This is a genomic window from Rhodopirellula halodulae, assembly GCF_020966775.1.
GTDB classification, from domain to species: Bacteria; Planctomycetota; Planctomycetia; order Pirellulales; family Pirellulaceae; genus Rhodopirellula; species Rhodopirellula halodulae.
The window spans coordinates 91,072-110,801 of the sequence record NZ_JAJKFV010000002.1 but is presented as its reverse complement, the minus strand read 5'-3'; the positions used below and the strand labels follow the sequence as shown (position 1 = coordinate 110,801).

17 protein-coding genes are annotated in these 19,730 nt (G+C 56.0%); 12 read left to right on the top strand and 5 right to left on the bottom strand.

Features of this window, described 5'->3' with window-relative positions:
- Positions 1–61: 61 nt before the first annotated feature.
- A complete protein-coding gene (locus LOC70_RS01060; RefSeq protein ID WP_230251409.1) occupies positions 62–883 on the top strand; it encodes a hypothetical protein in 822 nt (273 codons plus the stop codon).
- Here LOC70_RS01060 and LOC70_RS01055 read toward each other — a convergent pair.
- Positions 865–1,473, bottom strand: a complete 609-nt coding sequence (locus LOC70_RS01055; protein ID WP_230251408.1) for a hypothetical protein — start codon at positions 1,471–1,473, stop codon at positions 865–867. The genes LOC70_RS01060 and LOC70_RS01055 overlap by 19 nt on opposite strands.
- Positions 1,470–3,233: a hypothetical protein gene (locus LOC70_RS01050; protein ID WP_230251407.1), complete on the bottom strand. Its 1,764-nt coding sequence runs from the start codon at positions 3,231–3,233 to the stop codon at positions 1,470–1,472. The genes LOC70_RS01055 and LOC70_RS01050 overlap by 4 nt, the downstream gene beginning before the upstream one ends.
- A gap of 298 nt (positions 3,234–3,531) precedes the next feature.
- Between LOC70_RS01050 and LOC70_RS01045 the strand changes: the two genes are divergently transcribed.
- From LOC70_RS01045 to LOC70_RS01035, 3 genes are all read left to right on the top strand, one after another.
- Complete coding sequence (locus LOC70_RS01045) at positions 3,532–4,020, top strand: thiol-disulfide oxidoreductase DCC family protein (protein WP_230251406.1); 489 nt, start codon at positions 3,532–3,534, stop codon at positions 4,018–4,020.
- Positions 4,021–4,108: 88 nt separating this feature from the next.
- Positions 4,109–4,666 (top strand): DinB family protein, encoded by a 558-nt coding sequence (locus tag LOC70_RS01040; RefSeq protein WP_230251405.1) that lies wholly within the window; start codon positions 4,109–4,111, stop codon positions 4,664–4,666.
- Positions 4,667–4,678: 12 nt separating this feature from the next.
- A complete protein-coding gene (locus LOC70_RS01035) occupies positions 4,679–5,506 on the top strand; it encodes a class I SAM-dependent methyltransferase (protein WP_315857189.1) in 828 nt (275 codons plus the stop codon).
- A gap of 125 nt (positions 5,507–5,631) precedes the next feature.
- Here LOC70_RS01035 and LOC70_RS01030 read toward each other — a convergent pair whose 3' ends face one another.
- Positions 5,632–6,177, bottom strand: coding sequence for a hypothetical protein (locus LOC70_RS01030; RefSeq protein WP_230251403.1), 546 nt, complete (start codon positions 6,175–6,177; stop codon positions 5,632–5,634).
- Between the two features lie 870 nt (positions 6,178–7,047).
- On the opposite strand from LOC70_RS01030, the gene LOC70_RS01025 reads away from it, so the two are divergent.
- The 8 genes from LOC70_RS01025 (at position 7,048) to LOC70_RS00990 (ending at position 17,514) form a co-directional block, all read left to right on the top strand.
- Entirely contained in the window at positions 7,048–8,607 is a 1,560-nt protein-coding gene (locus LOC70_RS01025; protein WP_306796857.1) for a sigma-70 family RNA polymerase sigma factor, read from the top strand.
- Positions 8,607–10,067: a tetratricopeptide repeat protein gene (locus LOC70_RS01020; protein WP_230251401.1), complete on the top strand. Its 1,461-nt coding sequence runs from the start codon at positions 8,607–8,609 to the stop codon at positions 10,065–10,067. Before LOC70_RS01025 ends, LOC70_RS01020 begins: the two co-directional genes overlap by 1 nt.
- Positions 10,064–10,798, top strand: a complete 735-nt coding sequence (gene uppS, locus LOC70_RS01015; RefSeq protein ID WP_230251400.1) for a polyprenyl diphosphate synthase — start codon at positions 10,064–10,066, stop codon at positions 10,796–10,798. The genes LOC70_RS01020 and uppS overlap by 4 nt, the downstream gene beginning before the upstream one ends.
- 89 nt (positions 10,799–10,887) lie before the next feature.
- The gene (locus LOC70_RS01010; protein ID WP_230251399.1) at positions 10,888–12,549 is read left to right on the top strand and encodes a serine/threonine-protein kinase; all 1,662 of its coding nucleotides are present in this window, start codon (positions 10,888–10,890) and stop codon (positions 12,547–12,549) included.
- 11 nt (positions 12,550–12,560) lie between these two features.
- A complete protein-coding gene (locus tag LOC70_RS01005) occupies positions 12,561–12,929 on the top strand; it encodes a hypothetical protein (protein ID WP_230251398.1) in 369 nt (122 codons plus the stop codon).
- Positions 12,930–12,932: 3 nt separating this feature from the next.
- On the top strand, positions 12,933–15,560 hold the full coding sequence (locus LOC70_RS01000) for a hybrid sensor histidine kinase/response regulator (protein WP_230251397.1): 2,628 nt from the start codon (positions 12,933–12,935) through the stop codon (positions 15,558–15,560).
- The gene (locus tag LOC70_RS00995) at positions 15,557–16,831 is read left to right on the top strand and encodes a protein kinase domain-containing protein (RefSeq protein ID WP_230251396.1); all 1,275 of its coding nucleotides are present in this window, start codon (positions 15,557–15,559) and stop codon (positions 16,829–16,831) included. The genes LOC70_RS01000 and LOC70_RS00995 overlap by 4 nt, the downstream gene beginning before the upstream one ends.
- Positions 16,831–17,514, top strand: coding sequence for a tRNA (adenine(22)-N(1))-methyltransferase (locus LOC70_RS00990; protein WP_230251395.1), 684 nt, complete (start codon positions 16,831–16,833; stop codon positions 17,512–17,514). The genes LOC70_RS00995 and LOC70_RS00990 overlap by 1 nt, the downstream gene beginning before the upstream one ends.
- Here the strand turns inward: LOC70_RS00990 and LOC70_RS00985 are convergent.
- On the bottom strand, positions 17,496–17,879 hold the full coding sequence (locus tag LOC70_RS00985; RefSeq protein WP_230251394.1) for a translation initiation factor: 384 nt from the start codon (positions 17,877–17,879) through the stop codon (positions 17,496–17,498). The two genes, LOC70_RS00990 and LOC70_RS00985, sit on opposite strands and share 19 nt — an antisense overlap.
- Before the next feature lie 24 nt (positions 17,880–17,903).
- Positions 17,904–19,625, bottom strand: coding sequence for a SulP family inorganic anion transporter (locus LOC70_RS00980; protein ID WP_230251393.1), 1,722 nt, complete (start codon positions 19,623–19,625; stop codon positions 17,904–17,906).
- Positions 19,626–19,730 lie beyond the last annotated feature (105 nt).

Below are 19,730 nucleotides of genomic sequence, written 5' to 3'. Positions count from 1 at the left end.
GGCGAGCGGGGGCAGTCGATCTGACTAGCGATAGCAGTTTGTTCTTGAGAGACCATTGTTCATGCCGATCCCGTTGCTCAGCCCGGCCGATCGCTGCCACTGGGGATTGTTCCGTCAACCTTTCACGGAACCACCGGATGTGGAAGTGCCCGTCCATCGCGACGAATACATTTATCCAACCGCTGAGCATCAAAAGGCGAATCTTTGGGTTACGACCCAGTTGCGAAATCACGTTTCTCTCGCGGTTGTGCACGCTGCACCGGGCGCGGGCATCACGACCTGGACGCGGCGTTGGAAAGCCACGCAGGGGATTGAACGCATGCCATTGGAGGTGTTGGCCTCCACTGAAGCTGGCTTTGACAGGCAGCGGTTGCAGAATTGGTTGGACGTCTCACGCCAGAATCAACACCAAGGCATCCGGACACTGGCGATCGTGGATGGGACTTCTAAGTCTTCACTGCTGAAGTGGTATGAACAAACCGTGAGCCGCGATCCGCGGCACGCACCCATGACGATGTTGGTGGTTCGTTCATTCATCGTGCCGGGGCATGGTCACATGCCAACGCACCGTTTCGAAACTTCCACGCGAGCCATGGCGAAATGCTTGTTGGACAACTTCCGTCACGCGGGTCAACCGAAATCCTGCGTTACAGATGATGCGGCTGAGCAATTGGCCGAATGGTCGCAAGGCAACTATCACCGTTTGGGGCTGCTGACCCATCTCGCATTGATTTGGGGAGCACGCGAAAAAGTGCCTCGCTTGGACTTGAAGTCACTGCTTCGTTTTCGCGGCAACGTGGTGGCGAGCGAAGAGTGGCTGACGCAGAAACGCGAATCCGCCAGGGCAAACGCTAGGGCTTCGGTTCACTCAGCAGCAGCTTGATCACGTTCGATCGATGAGTTGGTGTAGACAAAACGCCAACGCAGATTGGACGATTGCGAATCGGTTGAGTTCGCGGTTGCCACCGTCTTCCAATCCGAGGCGACGAAGGTTCCTCGGTTGATGATTCGCGAACGCTCGCGAGGAATGGCTGGGAAGTCCGGCGAAAGAGGCGTCACGCAGTGATCGTCGCTCCAAGCGGCACCGAGTTCCGATCGATCGTCGACGGTTCCATTCTGGTTATCATCCCAACCGTCCCATCCTGGTTGGCCATCCTTGCCAGGTACAATCCAGACTTCGGCTTCCGGATCAAAGCGTTGAACCGACGTGCGATTCCAATTCGAAAGATCTGGGTTGACGTCGGATGAGGCGGGCGACTTCGCGGCGCGAACCAGCAACGACAACTCAGCGGCATCGATCTGAGATTCGCTCCAACCGGCATCCCGTAGATCTTGTTGGATGGAGGTGGTGACAACTTTTCGAACTTGGTCGGCGGTGTCAGTGCGATCCGGCACGCAGGCGACAATCCACAGGGCGCGCCAGACGCATCCGGCGGTGATCAAGCCGAGACTGACCAGCTGAACTCGATTCATGAACCTTCTCGAAGTCGATCAAAGTACTCGCGAGTTTGTTCACGTTCGTCGCGGGGCAGGACCTGGTCTTCCAACGGGTCGCTTTCTTCGCTGAGGTTGGATTCGATCGCGGATTGAATGTCCTCGCGAGTGACACCTTTTCGGTTCGCACCATCGGCAAAGCCCGCGATGATGGCGCGGCCACGTTTGACCTTGCCGCGAACTTGCGTGTCGTAGGTGTTGGTGTCGGATTCTTCCTCGGGACGGTCACCTTTGCCCTTGCCTTTCCCCATCCCTTGGCCGGGTTTGTCGCCGTCGCCGAACCCATCACCTTGACACTCTTGGCAGCCATCGCCGTTGCATTGTTTGCAATTCATTTGGTTTTTGGACTGCGATAAGTCACCGAGCGCGGACTCAAGATCTTCCAGCTCTGACAGGGCTTGCTGCATGTCGCCCAGTTGCTGCGACATCTCCTCCATCGCTTCGGCTGCTGCCGCTGCGTCGCCTTGTTCCATTGATTCCGCGGCTTGCTCCAATGCTTCCGCCATTTGCTGCATTTGCTTTGTTTGAGAATCGGCCGCTTCGGCTTCGTTCAATTTCTGTTGCAGCTTGGCCGCATCCTCGTTGCGGCCTTCTCGGCGAGCTTGTTCGATTTGCTTCTTCAGCTGTTCTTTCTTTTGTTGATGCTCCGCGGCGGCCTTCTTCATTTGTTCGGCCATTTGCTGAATTTGTTTTTTCAGTTTCTCTTTCTGTTCTTTTGACAGCGTTCCGTCTTTGACCTGATTGGCCAGCTTCTTGATTTCCTCCGCCGCTTTTCCGAAGTCTCCCTTTTGAATTTGCGAGGCAACTTTCTCGGCGGGGCCACCTTCCAAACCTTTCATTTGGGTCATGACCTTTCGCATCTCGTCGGGTGAACCCAAGCGGTCTTTGCGAGCTTGGATTTGTTCCTTGATGTCATTCAGCTCCAGCAATGCGTCTTTGCGAGTCAGTGTTTTGCTCTCGGTGATCTTGTCCAGTTGAGACTCCATCTTCTCAAACATTTCGCGAGCTTCGAGCAAGCCTTTGGCATCGGCTTGTCGTTTCTGCTGAGCCAACCTTTTCTTCAGTTCCGCGGCAGCAATTTTGACCTGGCGGATCTCGCTGGCGTTGACGAGTTCGGTACCTTCCAAGGGAGCATCGGTGGCTGGTTTCACCACGAAGACCATCACCAACAAAATTGGGATGATGGCCAGCGGCAACCAAGACACACGTTGAGGTGTCAGAGGAAATTGATCGGCAATCGAAAGCTTGCTCGCGCGGCGGGCGGCATCCTGACGCAATGCTTTGCCGGCACGCGAATCGACATCGACGGTTTGTTGCGAAGCGAGCACGCTGCTCAGCCGCGCCTTCAGTGCGAATCGCGAATCCACTTCGGCGGCGACTTGAAGCAGCGATGGTGCTTTCCACCACATGGCCAGCGCTGCTGCGATCGCTGACACGATGGTGACCGCGGCGATCCAGCCAATTGACCATTGCTGGACCGATTCCGCGGACGGTTCGAGATTCAGTATTTCAAGCGGGACGGGGGTGATCGCGACCGCGGCAATTGCGATCGTGGCGACAATGAGACCGACGAACCAAAAAACCGCGAACGAGCGTCCAAACTGTCCCAACATCAATCGGTGACGTGCCGACCGCACTTTGGTCTCGACCGCGGACTGAGCCTGCTCCGGTGACAAGGGCAGCCCTTCGTCATGCGGACTGGACGAGTGGGAACCGTGCGATGGTGGCCGAACGTTCATAAATGGATCTCTTTGGGAGGCCCGAGGGGTTGGGAGGCTCGCAAAACGAACCCGCCATTGTGAAGCCATCGCGGAATTCGCGGTATAGCGATTGCAACAATCTGAGACGTCGTTGCAACGATTATAACGCGACGACGCGACCGTCCGCAGCAGAATTGTCCTGGTTCCCCGGAATCACGCGGGATGCGATCCTGTACTGGCATGTATTGGTTGGATGCTTTTGGGATCCAACTAGCCAGAGTCCGGTCGGAACCCAGAGTCCGGTCGGAACACTGATCTGTAGCCTACAATTGATTGTATGACTGAAAGCACACTGCCAGCCGCCGAGACGACCCCCAATTGTGAGTCGTCCGATCGCCCTCAGCCAGACACGTCCAATCCGCTTCAAGATCCGGATCAGTGTCCTGGTTGCGATGTGGTGATTTACGACGGCGAATGCAATTTCTGTCGGGCGGCAGTCAAAAATCTGCGTCGGTTGGATTGGGGCGGAAAGCGATTGGCTTATCTCTCACTGCATGATTCTCGCGTGGCCAGTTGGTACCCCGATCTGACGCGAGAAGAACTGATGGAGCAAATGTACGTGGTGGACCAGCAAAATCGGCGTCACGGCGGTGCCGACGCGGTTCGCTATCTATCCCGGCGTTTGCCGACGCTTTGGTTGGCGGCTCCTATTCTGCATCTGCCCGGAACCGCAGGAATTTGGCGACGGCTGTATCGCGAGGTTGCGAAACGCCGGTACCGATTGGCCGGCAAGTCCTGCGACTCCGGCAGCTGTTCGATTCACTGATAGATGATCAATTGAAGGATTGATCGCGGCGGAGCCCCACCCATTCGCTCTGGGTGACAGAAACCGGCGGTCTGGATAAAGTTCGGCGATGAGCCAAACCACCCCTTCGCCCACCGACCGACCGCTGCCCGACCTTTCGGACGCCATCCGAATGTTCGAAGCCGCTCGGGGCCAGATCGAATTCGCCCGTCGCTATTCGTTGGAGTTGTTGGAAGCAACGCCGATGGATCGTTGGTATGAAATGCCAGCCGGCGCGTCGTCCCACGTCGCTTGGCAGGTTGGGCATCTTGCGGTCAGCCAGTACGGATTGTTGATGTTCCGAATGCGAGGTCGCGAACCCGAGGATCTGAAATTGATCCCTGGGAAATTTCGAAAGACCTACGGTCGAGGCGGCAAACCACCGGAGTCGCCCGAAGGCCAACCCACCCCGCAAGAGTTTCTGGACAAGTTGAATCGGGTGCACGAATTGTCCTCGCAGGTGTTGGATCAGCTTGATCCCGCTGAACTGCTGGTCGAGATCGAGATGCCTTACGCGGTTTATCCGTGCAAGTTGGGCGCTGTTCTGTTCTGTCCCATTCACGAAGGCTTGCATGCCGGACAGATCGGTGTGCTGCGCCGCGGTTTGGGATTGGAATCGGTTCGCTGATCGGAGATGACGATGGAAGTGTTGGAAGAATCGATCTACGACCATCCCAAGTACTACGACTTGGTCTTCGGGACCGATGTGGCGGCGGAGACGCAGTTCATCTTGGACTGCGCGGACGCCTTCCTGGACAAGAAACCCAAGCTCTTCTTTGAGCCCGCCTGTGGCACCGGTCGTTTGATGGCTTCGCTGGAGCGGAAGGGGCACGCGACGTGTGGATTGGATTTGAATGAAAAAGCCGTCGCCTTTTGCAACGAGCGTTTGGAACGCGCCGGCTTCCGGCCAACCGCGATCGTGGCGGACATGTGCGAGTTCACCGCCGCCGATTTTCGGCCGGTGCTGGGCAAGGCAAAAACATCAAAACCGACGGGGCCGGCCTGCGTCGCTTTCAACACCATCAACAGCTTTCGGCACGTCGGATCCGAAAAAGAAGCCCGCGGGCATTTGCAGAGCATGGCCGGAATGGTGCGGCCGGGCGGGATCTACTTATTGGGCGTTCACTTAACCCCGACGGCTGTGCCTCCCAGCGAGACCGAATCCTGGTCCGCACGAAGAGGCAACCTGGCCATCAACACGCACATGTGGACGATCGATCGAAACAAAAAGAAACGCATGGAGCGATTTGGAATTCGGTTCGACGTTCACACGCCACGCCGAAGTTTCCGCATCAACGATGAACTGCATTTGCGAAGCTACACGCCAGCACAAATGAATCGATTGATTGAGGCGGATGGTCAGTGGGAGTGTTTGGCAACGTACGACTTCGCTTACGAAATCGCGGAACCGATTGCCGTTGACGCGTCCACGGAAGACGTCGTCTATGTGCTGCGAAACCGCGGATGAGTTTCACGAGATTGCGTGGGTTTTTGACAGGCCGACCACTCGATTGACGCAGTCGACCAAGTGTCCCCCCAGCTTTCAGTATCAGGACCGTATCAGCGAAAAATTTTTCGCTGCCAGAGGAGCAATCAGGCGTCCGCCGAACGCGAGCCCCGGCCGACGAAAACAGCCGCCATCACAGCCACGATTCCGGCCACGAAAAAGAGGCTCGTGTTGCGGAGCCAAGCCTGTTTGTCCAGCTCCATCGCTCGGTACTTGTACATGGCCGGAAGGTCCACGCCGTTGCGATTGATTTCTTCCCATTCTCGGATCATCTGGGCCGAGTTCACTTCTTGGTAGGCCTCTTCGAACTGGGCGATGTGTCCCTCGGTCGTCGTGGGAACGCTGATTGTGGCCCAATTCACGGCACAAAACGCCGCTGCCAAAAAGAGCCCCGCAGCTAGCAAACCGAGTGCCGTGAAGAGCACGGTCGGGCGATTCGCATGACCAGCTGAACCGGCATCTCGTTCCTTTTGATCGGAATCGCTCGTTTCAGCGGTGGGCAATTGGCGGAGTTCACCCAGCTTGGGAACGGCGATGCTTTGACCACATTGCGGGCATGGTATTTGGTCACCCGCCTGAGCAGGGCCAACTGTGGCGGAGTGGTCGCAATGCGGGCAAGGAAGCAAATACATGGCTGAAATCACGAATCAAAAGAACAACGCCCGGGTGGACCGAGTCATTCTGGGAACTAGAATCACGGTGTGCTGAGGGTAACACACGACCAATCGCTCCCGTCAGGACATCACTTTCCTCGAAGCTGTCACGCAGCATATTTCGAGAGGTCAGTTGGCGGCAATTCAGTCATGATCTTCATCGAAGATTCTCTGTCTTGCCCAACCACGCGGCTCGCGAATCTTTGCTGATTCATCGAGCCCGACCAATCGATCGAGGGAGTCATGTTTGCCTGACCGGACATCCGCTGGATGAGTCGCGATACAACCACAACGAACTATCGTTCGTCTTCGCTTCCGAATGGGATTCGGTTCGCGCCACAAATGGTCCACCGTCCCTTTTCAGCCTCCAGGATGGAATATCGGGTCAATCGGAAAATTTTTCCAATTGGCAGTTGTTCGGAGGTTCGCAGGTTCACGGGTGGTAGAGTGACTGTGTGTCGGAATTTTCTTCAATGGACGTCGTCGGTCGGTCGCACGATCTGCACCCGCGTCTCTCGCCCTGGCAACATTCCTTGCACATTCACCGCATCGGTTTCCTCATTGGCCGTTTCGGAATTTTTATTCGTTGATTGTTCTTCTCGAAACCCACGTGCCACTCGAACCCTCCGTGATCGACTTCGCCAACGACCTCTTGCCTGGGCGGCAAATTACGTCTCGACCTTGTAGTCGCCGTAACTACACTCCGTCGGAGTGCTGCCCCACGACACGGACGTTTGATCCCCAAAATTGCTGAACGCTGATTCGCCACAGTGTTCTCCGTGACGACCGACCAAACCATTTGAGGTCGTCCGCCATAGAAAAGACATGCCACCTAAAGGAGTATCTACTTTGTTCGATCCGATGATGGATGATTTCGACGACGTTTCGGCTCAAAGCACCGACGTGGTCACAGGAGGATTCCGCAAGTTACCAGTCGACGACAGCGAAGATGACAACGCGGTCAGTGTTGCTGATGCGCCCGAGGGCGAAGTCCAATTGGACAGCCCCGATGAATTGATCGCGTTGGACGAATCGGAAACTTGGTCGGATGACCCTGTTCGCATGTACCTGACGCAAATGGGTGAAATCCCGTTGCTGACGCGTCGTGAAGAAATCGAATTGGCCAAACGCATCGAAGAGACTCGACGCCGCTTCCGTACGAAGTTGCTCGAGAACCACTACGTTCTGGTCGAAGCTTACAAGACGCTGAAAAAGGTCTACCGCGGACAACTGCCTTTCGACCGAACCGTCCAAGTCAGTGTGACGGACCGTTTGGAAAAAGAGCAGATCATTGGTCGTCTGCCTCACAACTTGAAGACGCTGCAAACGTTGCTCAACCGCAACCGTCACGACTGGAAAGTCGCGATGAGCAAAAGCGCCCCGGCACGTCGTCGTGCGGAAGCATGGCGTGCACTGGCTCGTCGTCGCCGCCGTGCGGTTCGCTTGGTCGAGGAACTCGGTTTGCGGACTCAACGCATCGAAACTCGAATCGGCTTGCTGGAGAAATTCTCCAAGCGACTCGACGAAATCGATGAGCTGATCCGTCAGCAAAAACGCACCAAGCACGGACGAGAAGTTCGTGAGCAGTTGCTGCACGAGCGTCGTCAGATTTTGACCGCGTGCCAAGAAACGCCAACCTCGCTTCGCAACCGCGTGAAGATGTTGGGGACCGTGTACAGCGATTACCAACAAGCCAAGCGTGAACTGAGCGAAGGAAACCTTCGTTTGGTCGTCTCGATCGCGAAAAAGTATCGCAATCGTGGACTGTCGTTCCTGGATTTGATCCAAGAAGGCAACGCGGGTTTGATGCGTGCGGTCGACAAGTTTGAATATCGTCGTGGTTTCAAATTCTGTACGTATGCGACTTGGTGGATTCGCCAAGCAATCACGCGTGCCGTTGCTGACCAAAGCCGCACGATTCGGATTCCGGTTCACATGGTCGAAACCATGAGCCGCGTTCGCAACGTTGCTCGTCAATTGTTGCAAGAACTCGGTCGCGAACCATCGATCGAAGAAACCGCTCGCCGCGCCGACGTGACCATCGAAGAAGCCCGTCGCGTGTTGACCATGAGCCGTTTCCCGATTTCGCTCGACCGTCCCGTTGGAAACAGCGAAGACAGCCAGTTTGGCGATTTGCTGCCCGACGGCACCGCAGAAAGCCCACAAATCGGTGCGACGCAAGAAATGCTTCGTCAACGAATCACGGGTGTGCTGAAGAGCCTGTCCTACCGCGAACGCGAAATCATCAAATTGCGTTACGGTTTGGGTGACGGATACAGCTACACGCTGGAAGAAGTCGGGCACATCTTCAAAGTGACCCGCGAACGGATTCGTCAGATCGAAGCCAAAGCGGTTCGCAAACTGCAGCAACCCAGCCGCAGCCAAGATTTGGTTGGTTTCCTAGACTGATGCCAACCTTGGCTGAGATCTTGCAGCAAAGCTGGCAAGTTCATCAATCAGGTAACGTGGACGCCGCGATGCAAATGTATCGCGGCGTTTTGCGTCAAGTGCCTGAGTCCGCAGATGCCTGGGTCTATCTCGGCATTGCCCAGTTCGACAAACGAGACTTCGCCGGTGCGGTGGACTCGTATCAACGTGCGATTGGTTTGCGTTCCCATTTCCCGATCGCTTGGAATAATCTCGGCAACGCATTTCGCATGCTCGGCGATGTGGATCAGGCCGAGCACTGTTTCGATCAAGCACTTCAGCAGCAGCCCGGCTATCTCTCAGCCATCAAGAACCGGGGCACACTCTGGATTTGGAACGGGGAAATCGAACGCGGTCTGAAATGGTACGAAGAAGGCCTCGCCATCGAGCCTCAGAACGCGGAACTGCATCGCAACCTCGGCGTGATCTCGCTGTTGCTGGGCGATTATGAACGTGGTTGGAACGAGTACCGTTGGCGTTGGCGAATGCCCGGCGTGGGGCGACCCGAAATCGCGTCCCATTTGCAATCGGCCGGCGGCCACGTGCCTGTATGGTCGGGGCAGCCGCTGAACGGCAAAACCGTGCTGATCTATCCCGAACAGGGACTCGGCGATGCGATTCATTTTCTGAGAGTCGCCAGGGCTTTGTCGAAAGAGGCCGACCGAGTCATGGTGGTTTGCCCGCCGAAGCTGATTCCCTTGTTTTCATCCGCGGTGGGTTCTGACGGATTGGGAATCGAACGTCTGATCCCCGATGTGGACGCTCATTCAGCAGCAATGAGTTTGCCCGCCGGTGTGCCGGTCGACTACCAAGGTTCGTTCTTGGAAGTCCTGGATGGTTTGTACCAGCGGGATGGTGAACTTTATGACGGGGCGGAACTGTTCCGGTGGACCGAGTCGAAATCGCATGCGGGGTATTTGAGCGTCCCCGAATCCACCCGGCATTATTGGCAGAACTCACTCTCTCCACTGCGGCAACCGGCCAAAAAATTGATTGGGTTGAATTGGCAGGGCAACCCAGAGCATCACGCCGATGTTTATCGCAGCGTTCCGCTGGAAGCGTTTCGCTCGGTCGTTGAGTCCGAATCGCTGACGTGTGTGAGTCTGCAATTCGGGCACGGGACGGAGCAACTTGACCAATCGGATTTGGGCCAGCGAATTCATCGTTTGCCACCCGGAATGGATCAGTCGAGCGGTCAATTCGTTGATACCGCCGCCGTGCTTTACAACTTGGATGCGTTGGTGACCACGGACACGGCGATTGCCCACTTGGCGGGATCGCTTGGTGTCCGCACGATATTGCTGCTGGGGAAAGTTCCTGATTGGCGTTGGCTTCGATCGGGCGAGTCCACGCGGTGGTATCCCAGTGTCGAAATCGTTCGCCAGCCCGAGCTTGGATCTTGGGAGCCCTGCATCGACGCGGTTCTCACGAAACTCGCATGACAACAGTTCCACTCGCTAGTATGAATCTTCCACGTCACGTCGCGATCATCATGGACGGCAATGGCCGTTGGGCGCAGGCTCGTGATCTGCCTCGGATTGAAGGTCATCGACGAGGGGTTTCCACCGTGCGAATGGTGACCGAGACCGCGAGCGAGTTGAAACTGGATGCGATCACGCTGTACTGCCTGTCCAGCGAGAATTGGAAACGCCCCCAGGCCGAGCTGGACTTCCTGATGCAGTTGTTGCAGCAATATCTGGTGGAAGAGCGACGTACCATTCGCGACCAAAACATGCGTTTGCGTTTCATCGGACGCCAAGATCGACTCGGTGACGAGGTGACTCGCGAAATCGCGAAAACGCGGGCGGTTTGCAAAGGCAATACCGGAACCGAGTTGGTTCTCGCCGTGGACTATGGCGGTCGCGATGAGCTGACACGAGCGACGCGGCAGCTCGTTTCGCAGGTCCAATCGGGCGAAATCACCGCCGACGAGATCACCGAAGAGCGATTGGATCAAACGTTGGACACGGCTGGTTTGCCGGAAGTCGATTTGATGATTCGCACGGGAGGCGACATCCGTATCAGCAATTACTTGCTTTGGCAGATCAGCTACGCCGAGCTGTACTTCACACCGAAATGCTGGCCTGAATTTGAGCGAGAAGACTTCCAGGCTGCTCTGGACGAATTTGGCAACCGTCAGCGTCGTTTCGGCGGCCTGAACGTTGGTGCTTGATCCAACCTGCTCGCTCTCGCAAGCCAATTTGCCGCGTCGAGGGTATGATAGAGCGAGGTTCGTATCTTTTCCTTTGAGTTTGTCTTCTCATGCCACGCAGTCGTCTCGGTCCGCTCGCCATCGAATCCCCGTTGGGATCGGATCCATCAGCGCGAGACGCTCGGGTTTGGCGTGCGGTTCACATCAAGATGCGGAAGGCAGTCGCGGTTCGCGTGTTCCAAATGCCATTCGGCGGCACCTTGGAATCCCGCCAGGCGTTCGCAGAGGAATGGGATCGACTGAAGAAGCTCGATCACCCGGCGATCGTGAAGTGTTACGGCGGTGGGTTTGAAGAATCCGAGGCTTACCTGGCGCACGAGCTGGTCGAAGGCCCGACTTTGGCGGATGAGATCGAGCGAAGAGGCCGGCTGCCATGGGAGTCCGTGTTGGAATTGGCGGAGCCTCTGATTGATGCGTTGTTGTACCTGCATGATCGCGACATCGTGCATGGGCGTCTGACGCCGGACAAAGTCATCATTGCCGGGTTGAGCCCGGTATTGATTGATGTGCGAGGCGTCGACGGCACACCTCCGTTTCGCAGCGGCCCCTACCACGTTTCCCGCCCTCCTTCGGCGGCGCAGATGATGCGTTCCGCACCGGAAGCACCAACGCAAAACGAACAAGTCACTCCGCGAACCGATTTGTATTTGTTCGGTGCGTTGTTGTACGAAGCGTTGACTGGATCGCCACCGATCACCGGATCGACCGTGCAGGAAGTCACCAGCAACTTGAGATATCAATCGCCCACTTCCGTTGCCTCGACGGTGATGGAATGTCCGGTGTGGATGGACCGGTTGGTGATGCAGTTGCTGAGCAAAGAGCCCGCACAACGTCCGGTTTCCGCCGCAGCGGTCAAGCTGCAATTGGCGGAAGTTCGCAAACGCGCGATGTCACGCAGCGGCGTTGCCGAGCACGCATCCAGCGGGTTCAGTCCGCTGTCAGTGACCGACGATCAAGATCGAAAAGAAGCTCGCAAGTTGCTTGGGCGAGCTGAGGTCACGGCGGACATTGACGAGATCCCCGATGCGACGCCGTGGCACGACCAAGCGTTGGTGTTGCTGCCAATCTTGGCACTGATCATCGGAATGTTGGTCTGGGTGGCGTGGCCGATGAATGAAGGCAAGATGAAAGCGAAAGCCGAACAGTTGCTGGCGGAAGAGACCCGTTCCTCCATGTCTCAGGCTCGCATCAGCTACCTGGAACCCATGTTGGCGCAGTTTCCTGATGGCGAGCACGCGGAATGGGCGTCCGAGCAAGTTGACCGCGTGCGAATGATCGAAGCGGAGCATGCGTTGACGGTGAAGCTGAATCGCAACCTGCCGCTGCAGAATGAGGCGGAGCGTTTGGTGGCGGAAGCCATGCGGTACGAGACCTTTGGTGACAACGCGACAGCGGTCGACAAGTATCAATCCATGATCACGGTGCTGGGAGACGAAGAACAATACAAACCGTTGGTGAACTTGGCTCGCAGCCGAATCGCGAAAATCTCGGAGGTGGATACCGATCAGACGGAAGCTGCTCGATTGATCAGCGATCGCATGAAAGAAGCTGATCGCCTGTTCTTGGATGGCCGAACGATCGCCGCACGAAAAATCTGGTACAGCATCGTTGAGTTGTACGCATCCAACGCCGCGGTGGAGCCTTTGGTGGCCACGGCTCAAGATCGTTTGGCGGAGACATCAGGCGGATCCGCCGTGGAGCAATTGCCGTAACGAGTTTGCAAATGAGCGAAGCCGAATCCAGTGCCGTCCGCACTTCCGACCACGCCGGCACCTGTGTTGCCGAGGCTTCGGTCGCAACATCGCCTCGGCATCGCTGCATCGTGATTCAGCCGGGCACCGTGGCGCCGTCGTATCTCGATACGGACCAAGACGACGATGCGGGGCAATGGACCAACCGGCCTGCCGCGACCCTGGCGGTCTTGTTCTTTGTGACCGGCGCCTTTGGCATTCCGTTGTTGTGGCGCAGGCCGAGTTTCTCGCTGTGGCAGCGGATTTTTTGGTCTCTGGTGGTGACGCTGTACACGATTACACTTTTTGTGGGAGTCACAATTTTGGTCTTGCGAACACTCGATTCGGCAAACGGGGGCTAGGCCATGTGGCAAGCGTGGTACGAATATCGAATCGACTACGCTTTGTTTACATTGGTATTCTTCGCTGGGCATGCGTATCTGATGCATCGGGTGCGTCGTCAAATGCCGCCTGATTCATCCCATGGGGAGCTTCCGTTCGGGCTTTCCAATCAGGCGATGAAGAATCGCTTTCGGCTATCGTGTTTGGTTTTGATCCTGTTGTTGGTCGCTGGGTTTGTGGCCGTGGAGTTGGTGGATCGCTATCAACGTTCGCGATTGAGGCAGCAGGTCAGTGGGTTTGCACCGACCTACGCTGAAGAGCTTGAGCAATTGGGGCACCAGCAAATCGACCCTGGAACGCCCGCGGACGATCCGGTCTATTTGCGAATGATCGAAGCTCAGAAACGTTGGCTGCGGGTCAACTCGCAGGTCAGCGATATCTACACCATGCGTCGGATCGATCCGGATGAGTCGCGACGATTGCAATCGCTTCGAAGCAACACAAAAGGGTTGCCCTATCAACTGATTGTTGATTCCGAAACCGACTACGACCGAAACGGAATCTTTCGTGGCCCGCGGGAATCACGAACTCACATTGGTGAGATCTTCTACGATTCCAGCCAAGCCGAGATTAGCCAAGCGTTTCAAGGCAGCCCAACTTTCGCGGAGGTGCCCAGCCAAGACCGTTGGGGCATTTGGGTGACCGCCTACGCGCCCCTGCGCAACGACGATGGAGAGGTCGAAGCCTTGGTTGGCGTCGACTTTCCTGCCGAGAGCTATGTCCAATCGATCATCATTGCTCGTGTTGGCATGATCGGAATTGTCGCGACCATTCTGTCTCTGTACTTGGGGGGCGTGGTCAGCATCGGCATGTTGAAGATCGGCATCGTGGCGAAGGAACGCAACCAAGTTTTGCTTCAAGACCAACGTGACTTGGCGACGAAGGCAGCGGCACAGGCACGGCAGGCGGCCGTCACCAAAAATCAATTCTTGGCAAACATGAGTCATGAATTGAGGACTCCGATGCACGGAATCCTCGGTACAACGGACCTGATGCTTCGTAGCAAGCTGACCGACGAACAGGGACGTTACATGCGGATGATCCAATCGTCGGCCAAAGGCTTGCTGACGGTTTTGAATGACATCTTGGATTTTTCGAAGGTGGATTCCGGTCAAATGAGGCTGGAGTTGGTGCCGTTTCGGCTATCTGATTTGTTGCAGCAGACCATGGACGCCGTCGGCGGTTTGCGAGACGAGAATGTTGCATTGGAGTTCAGTTCGCCCGAGGATGTTCCTGATCTATTGCTGGGCGATCCCACACGTTTGCGACAGGTGTTGATCAACTTGGTTGGCAATGCCTTGAAATTCACTTCGAAAGGACAAGTCACGCTGAGCATCCGTCGCGACATCGAAGGAACGACAAATCTGGACTCCCCCGAGACTGAAACGGCAAGGATCGTTTTTGTCATCGCCGATACAGGAATTGGGATGACGCAACAGCAGCAAGACCGAATCTTTGAAGCCTTTATGCAAGCCGACTCGTCCACAACGCGGCGTTTTGGCGGAACAGGTTTGGGGCTGGCGATCAGTTCGCAACTGGTTGAATTGATGGGAGGCCAATTGGAGGTTTGCAGTGTGCCGGAGCAAGGCAGCAACTTTCGTTTTGACATTCCATTGCAGGTTCCAACACCCGAGCAAACCAAAACGTTTGAGGCGGTGCAGCGGCAAGAAGAACCGGTGGAGGAGTTCGGTACCTGCGATCGACCGTGCGATTTGTTGTTGGTCGAAGATGGGGCGATCAATCGTGCCGTCGCCGAAGCAATGCTGCTGGCACGCGGCCATCGGGTCACGTCGGTGCCCAATGCAATGCAGGCGATTGAGCGCTTGCGTCAGCGTTCGTATGACCTTGTCTTGATGGACGTGCAGATGCCCGAAATGGATGGTCTGACGGCAACCAAAATCATTCGCGAAGAATTGCCGGCGCCATCGAAAGATGTGCCCATCATTGCTCTGACCGCTCACGCGATGACCGAAGATCGCAATCGATGTTTGGCGGCGGGGATGGATGCTTGTTTGACCAAACCGTATCCACCTCAGTTGCTGTTTCAAACGATCGAGGCATTTGATTGTCAGCGTGCGTTGGAGGATGATGACTTGATGCAACCTCTGCCGCGGGGCGGAACGGCGACGTTACCGAGCAGTGTTTCATCGACGAGCAGTGATTCATCGCTGACTAATGATTCATCAGCGGCTATGGATGAATCGCCGGGTTTGGATCCCAGCGTTGTGATGCAAAATGTGGGAGGTGACCTCGATGTGTTGCGTTCCCTGGTGGATACAATTCGCAAGGAGCTTCCACCGCAAATCGAAGCGTTGCAAACGGCGATGAATTCGCGGGACCGGAGGCAAATCGAGCGAGCGGCTCATCAGCTTCGTGGGACGGCAGCGGCGATTGGTGCCACCCAGGCTCAAAAAATCGCGGATACGATGGAAACCTTTTGCCAAACGCAAACGTCAGAACAAGAGAGGATGCATTTATTACGCGACCGTGCGAAAGCCCTCATCATTGCTTTCGACCTCGCCCAGACGGAATTGGATGAGTTTTTGAACTCTTCCTCCGGTCTTGAACATCCCGGAATTGAATCCCCATGAAATTGCTGATCGCTGACGACAATCCCGTGTGGCGCAATTTGATCTCGGCTGCTGTCGAGAACTGGGGCTACCGGATCGAATCGGCTTCGGATGGCAACGAAGCGTACGGTTATTTGCGATCCGAGGACCCGCCACGATTGGCGTTGTTGGACTGGTTGATGCCGGGCATGGAAGGTGTCGAGATTTGCCGCCGAATCAAACAGGATCCCGAGCATCCGTTTACCTACATCATTTTGCTGACCAGTCGCGATCGTGACGAGGACATGATTCAAGGTTTGGACGCGGGAGCCGACGATTACCTGACCAAACCGATCGTTGCGCCGCTGCTAAAAAGTCGATTGGCCGCGGCGCGTCGCATCATCGAAGCGGTTCCACCCATGAAGTGGACCAAGCCGCAAATCGAAGGATTCGAGATCGATCATCTGATCGGACGTGGCGCATTCGCGACGGTTTGGAAAGGCACTCATCGGTCGTCTGGCAAACCGACAGCCATCAAAATCATTCGTGCCGACCTCGCGACAGATTTGGTGTTCGAGCGGTTTGCTCGCGAAATTCAAGTGATGCGGAAAATGGATCATCCGGGAATCGCGTCGATCTATGCCAGTCACTTGGAACGTGATCTCGCGTACTACGCAATGGAACTGGTCGAAGGCGAATCGCTCGCGAATTACATCGCTTCGGAGGCTCCTCGGGCGACGCGAATCATTGAGATGATGGCGAAGGTTTGTGACGCGTTGCAGCACGCGCACGATCACGGTGTCATTCACCGCGACGTGAAACCGTCGAACATCATGGTTGGCAAGGACGGCCAGCCCAAACTGGTTGACTTTGGTTTGAGCAAATCGATGTTCCGGACCAAACTGCCGACATCCAACAGCAGCACGCATGACGGCGCCGTGCTCGGAACACCGCTCTACATGTCACCAGAACAAGCTCGCGGGGATGCGGAAAGTGTGGATCACCGATCGGATCTTTACGCGGTGGCGACCATGCTTTATCTGTTTCTCTTGCGAGAGCACCCGCACGGCGCGCTTTCGATGAGTCGCGAAGAAACGATTCATGCAATCGCGACCACATCGCCTCGTCCCGCGACAGAGGTCAATCCAAAGTTCAATCCACAATTGGAAGCGATTCTGTCTCGATGCTTGGCCGACAATCCCGACGATCGACCGCAGACAGCCGGGCAACTTGCAAAGGAACTGCGAGAATTCTTGAATGAACGCGCCGCGTCTCGAAGTCAGGCACCACGGCCACGGTCGTTGGATGATTGATGCCGCGACTTGACGCTCGACTCAAATGTGTCGCATCGATGATTCGATCCGAGCGACATGCCGATATCGGTTCCGATCACGGTCATCTTCTCGCGGCGTTGCTCGCCGCTGGGCGGATCCAGTTTGGATTCGCGATTGAAAACAAACGTCAACCGTTCAAGAATTCCAAGACAACCTTGAATGGCTATGCAGCCGAAGTGCGTTTCGCTGACGGCTTGGCGGGACTGCGGCCGGCGGAAGTGGATTCACTCAGTATCTGTGGAATGGGTGGCGGTTCCATTGTCAGGATCCTGGAAGCTTTTCCTGAACGAGTGCCCGACCGTTTGATGCTGCAGCCCAACAAGTCAATCAATGTTGTGCGACGTTGGGCTAGAAACAATCGATTCAAGTTGTTGGACGAACGTTGCACGCAAGGCGGGCGGCGATTTGAAATCCTTTCGTTTCAGCGAACAGACCAGGCGGAAGATCCTGCCTACCAGCAATTGCAGCAGCGAGGGTGTGATTCCGAATTGGGCTACGAATTCGGTCCGTGGTTCTTATTGCGACAAGACGCCGAGCTACGACGTTTGCTGCGGGAAGAACTCGACTACCTCAAGAAAATGCCAGCACTGACGGACGAAAGTCGAACGCGAATGGAAGCGATCTCGCGGTTGGAAGCGGCGGGCTATTTCTTCAGCCGGTAACCGATTTCGCTCAGCTTTTGTCGAACTCGTTCGATGTGGTCGCCCTGCAATTCGATCAGATCGTCTGCCTTTTTCACCGTTCCACCCGAGCCACACGCGGATTGCAATTGGCCAAGAAGGGCTGGCAGGTCGTTGGCTCGCGAGGTCAGTCCTTCCACCAAGGTCACCGTGCGGCCACCTTTCCGGCGATCCAATCGTATGCGAGCGGTTTGCTGTTCGGGCGGCAGTCGATCGGCTTCGCGTTGACGAGCGGCCTCCGCATCGGCTTTCTGCTGATCCGTGCAGAGGCAATCCGTTTCCTGCTTTCCGCAGAGGTCGCACGTCGGTGGGATATCAAACGGGGTTCCCGCGAAAAGACGTGTCATGGAATCAGCAGGTTGCAGGGGAAGTCAGTGCCTCACCATCGGACGCTTGCGTGCTGCCATCGGGTGAGTTGAAAACGGCATGTGATGATCCATGCCAACCACATTCAATTCAATCCCTTCGCGGGCAAATTCACCTTCCAGTTCATGCAATTTTTCCATCACGCTGTGATCGATCAAATGAACGTCGCTGAAGTCGACGGTGCAGTGTTTGCCTTGTTGGAGGGACTTTTCGACCACTCGGCGGCGAAACCCAATCCAGTTGCTGAATACCGCTGACTGAGCCGCGTGCACGTTGACTTTGTCTTCCTGAGTTTCGTCGAACTCGAGGGATGGGACGAACATGGACCGAACCGGAACCCCGTGGATCATGTGGATGATGAACTTGGTCGCGATTCCGATTCCGATTCCGATCAACAGGTCGGTTGCCAAGACGGCGATCAAGGTGGTGGCGAAGATCACCAATTGCTCGCGTCCGACTCGATACACGCTGCGGAACTCGCTAGGGGAAGCCAAACGAAATCCGGTGAACACCAACATGGCGGCCAATGCGGATCGCGGGATGCTGTGAATCAATCCCGGCAGCAAGGCGACAAAACCCAGTAGGAAAATGCCATGCCACATGCCTGAAAAACGCGTTTTGGCTTGATTGTCGATGTTGGCTTTGCTGCGAACGATTTCCGAAATCATCGGCAATCCACCAATGAATGCGACAGCGGTGTTGGCGACGCCGACGGCCAGCAAGTCACGATCCAGGTTGGTCTTGCGTTGATAGGGATCCAACATGTCAACGGCTTTTGCGCTCAACAGAGACTCCAGTGATCCGATCAAGGCGAACATCAGCACCCAGCCCAGCGCTGCTGGCAGAGTCTCGCTGTTCATGAACACGCCGAAGTCCGGAAAAGTGATGGCACCAAACAGATTGAACGGCACGGTGACCAAGTCCGCTTCGCCGACAGAATACTTCTTTCCCATCAAGGTGTAGGTGTGGTCGTCAGCAAGGTGAAGAGCCATGCCCATCGGAATGGCAACCAGCAACACGACCAATGGTGCCGGCAACTTCGCGACGAATTCGTTCTGGGTTCGATTCTTCAGATAGGACAGCCCAAACAAGATCACCAGCGAGACGACACCAATCAGTGCGATCTGCGGATTCGCGTTCATCAAGAGGTGCGGCAACTCCAGCAAGATCTCAAGCGGTTCACCGGACGCTGATTGTCCAACGACGATCGGCAACTGCTTGACCATGATGATCACACCAATCGCCGCCAGCATGCCGTGGACGGTGGCGGTGGGAAAGAAATCACCCAAGATGCCCGCACGCAAAAATCCGAACGCAATTTGAACGAGGCCCGCCACGACGCCCACTGCGAGCGCCATTTGATAGGCCTGCATGTCGGCCACCGGATCCGCTCCGCCGGTGTAGCCAAAGCTGGTGACTGTGCCCAAAACAATGACGATCATCCCTGCTGCGGGACCCTTGATCGTGAGTTCGCTATTGCTCAGGAAGGTCGTTAAGACAGATCCGACGATTGCGGTGAAAACTCCTGCGATGGCGGGGAATCCGGACGCCAAAGAGATGCCCAAACACAGTGGCAAGGCAATCAGGAACACCAACCCGCCCGCGATCAAATCGTCTTTTAAAAAACGTTTGAATCCATTCCCGTCGCCGCGAGGAATTGGTTCCGAAACGGACGTTTGGGGCGTGCTGTCGACCTGGTCGGCGGAGGAGGCCTGAGGTTGGTTCATGGTGGCGTCGATGCTCGGCGTGGGAGAACATCACCGCATCTGCAGTGACTCACCTGCACCAAAGCATGGGGCGTGCCGAGCCAGTTCGGGAAAGGGCCTGAAGAA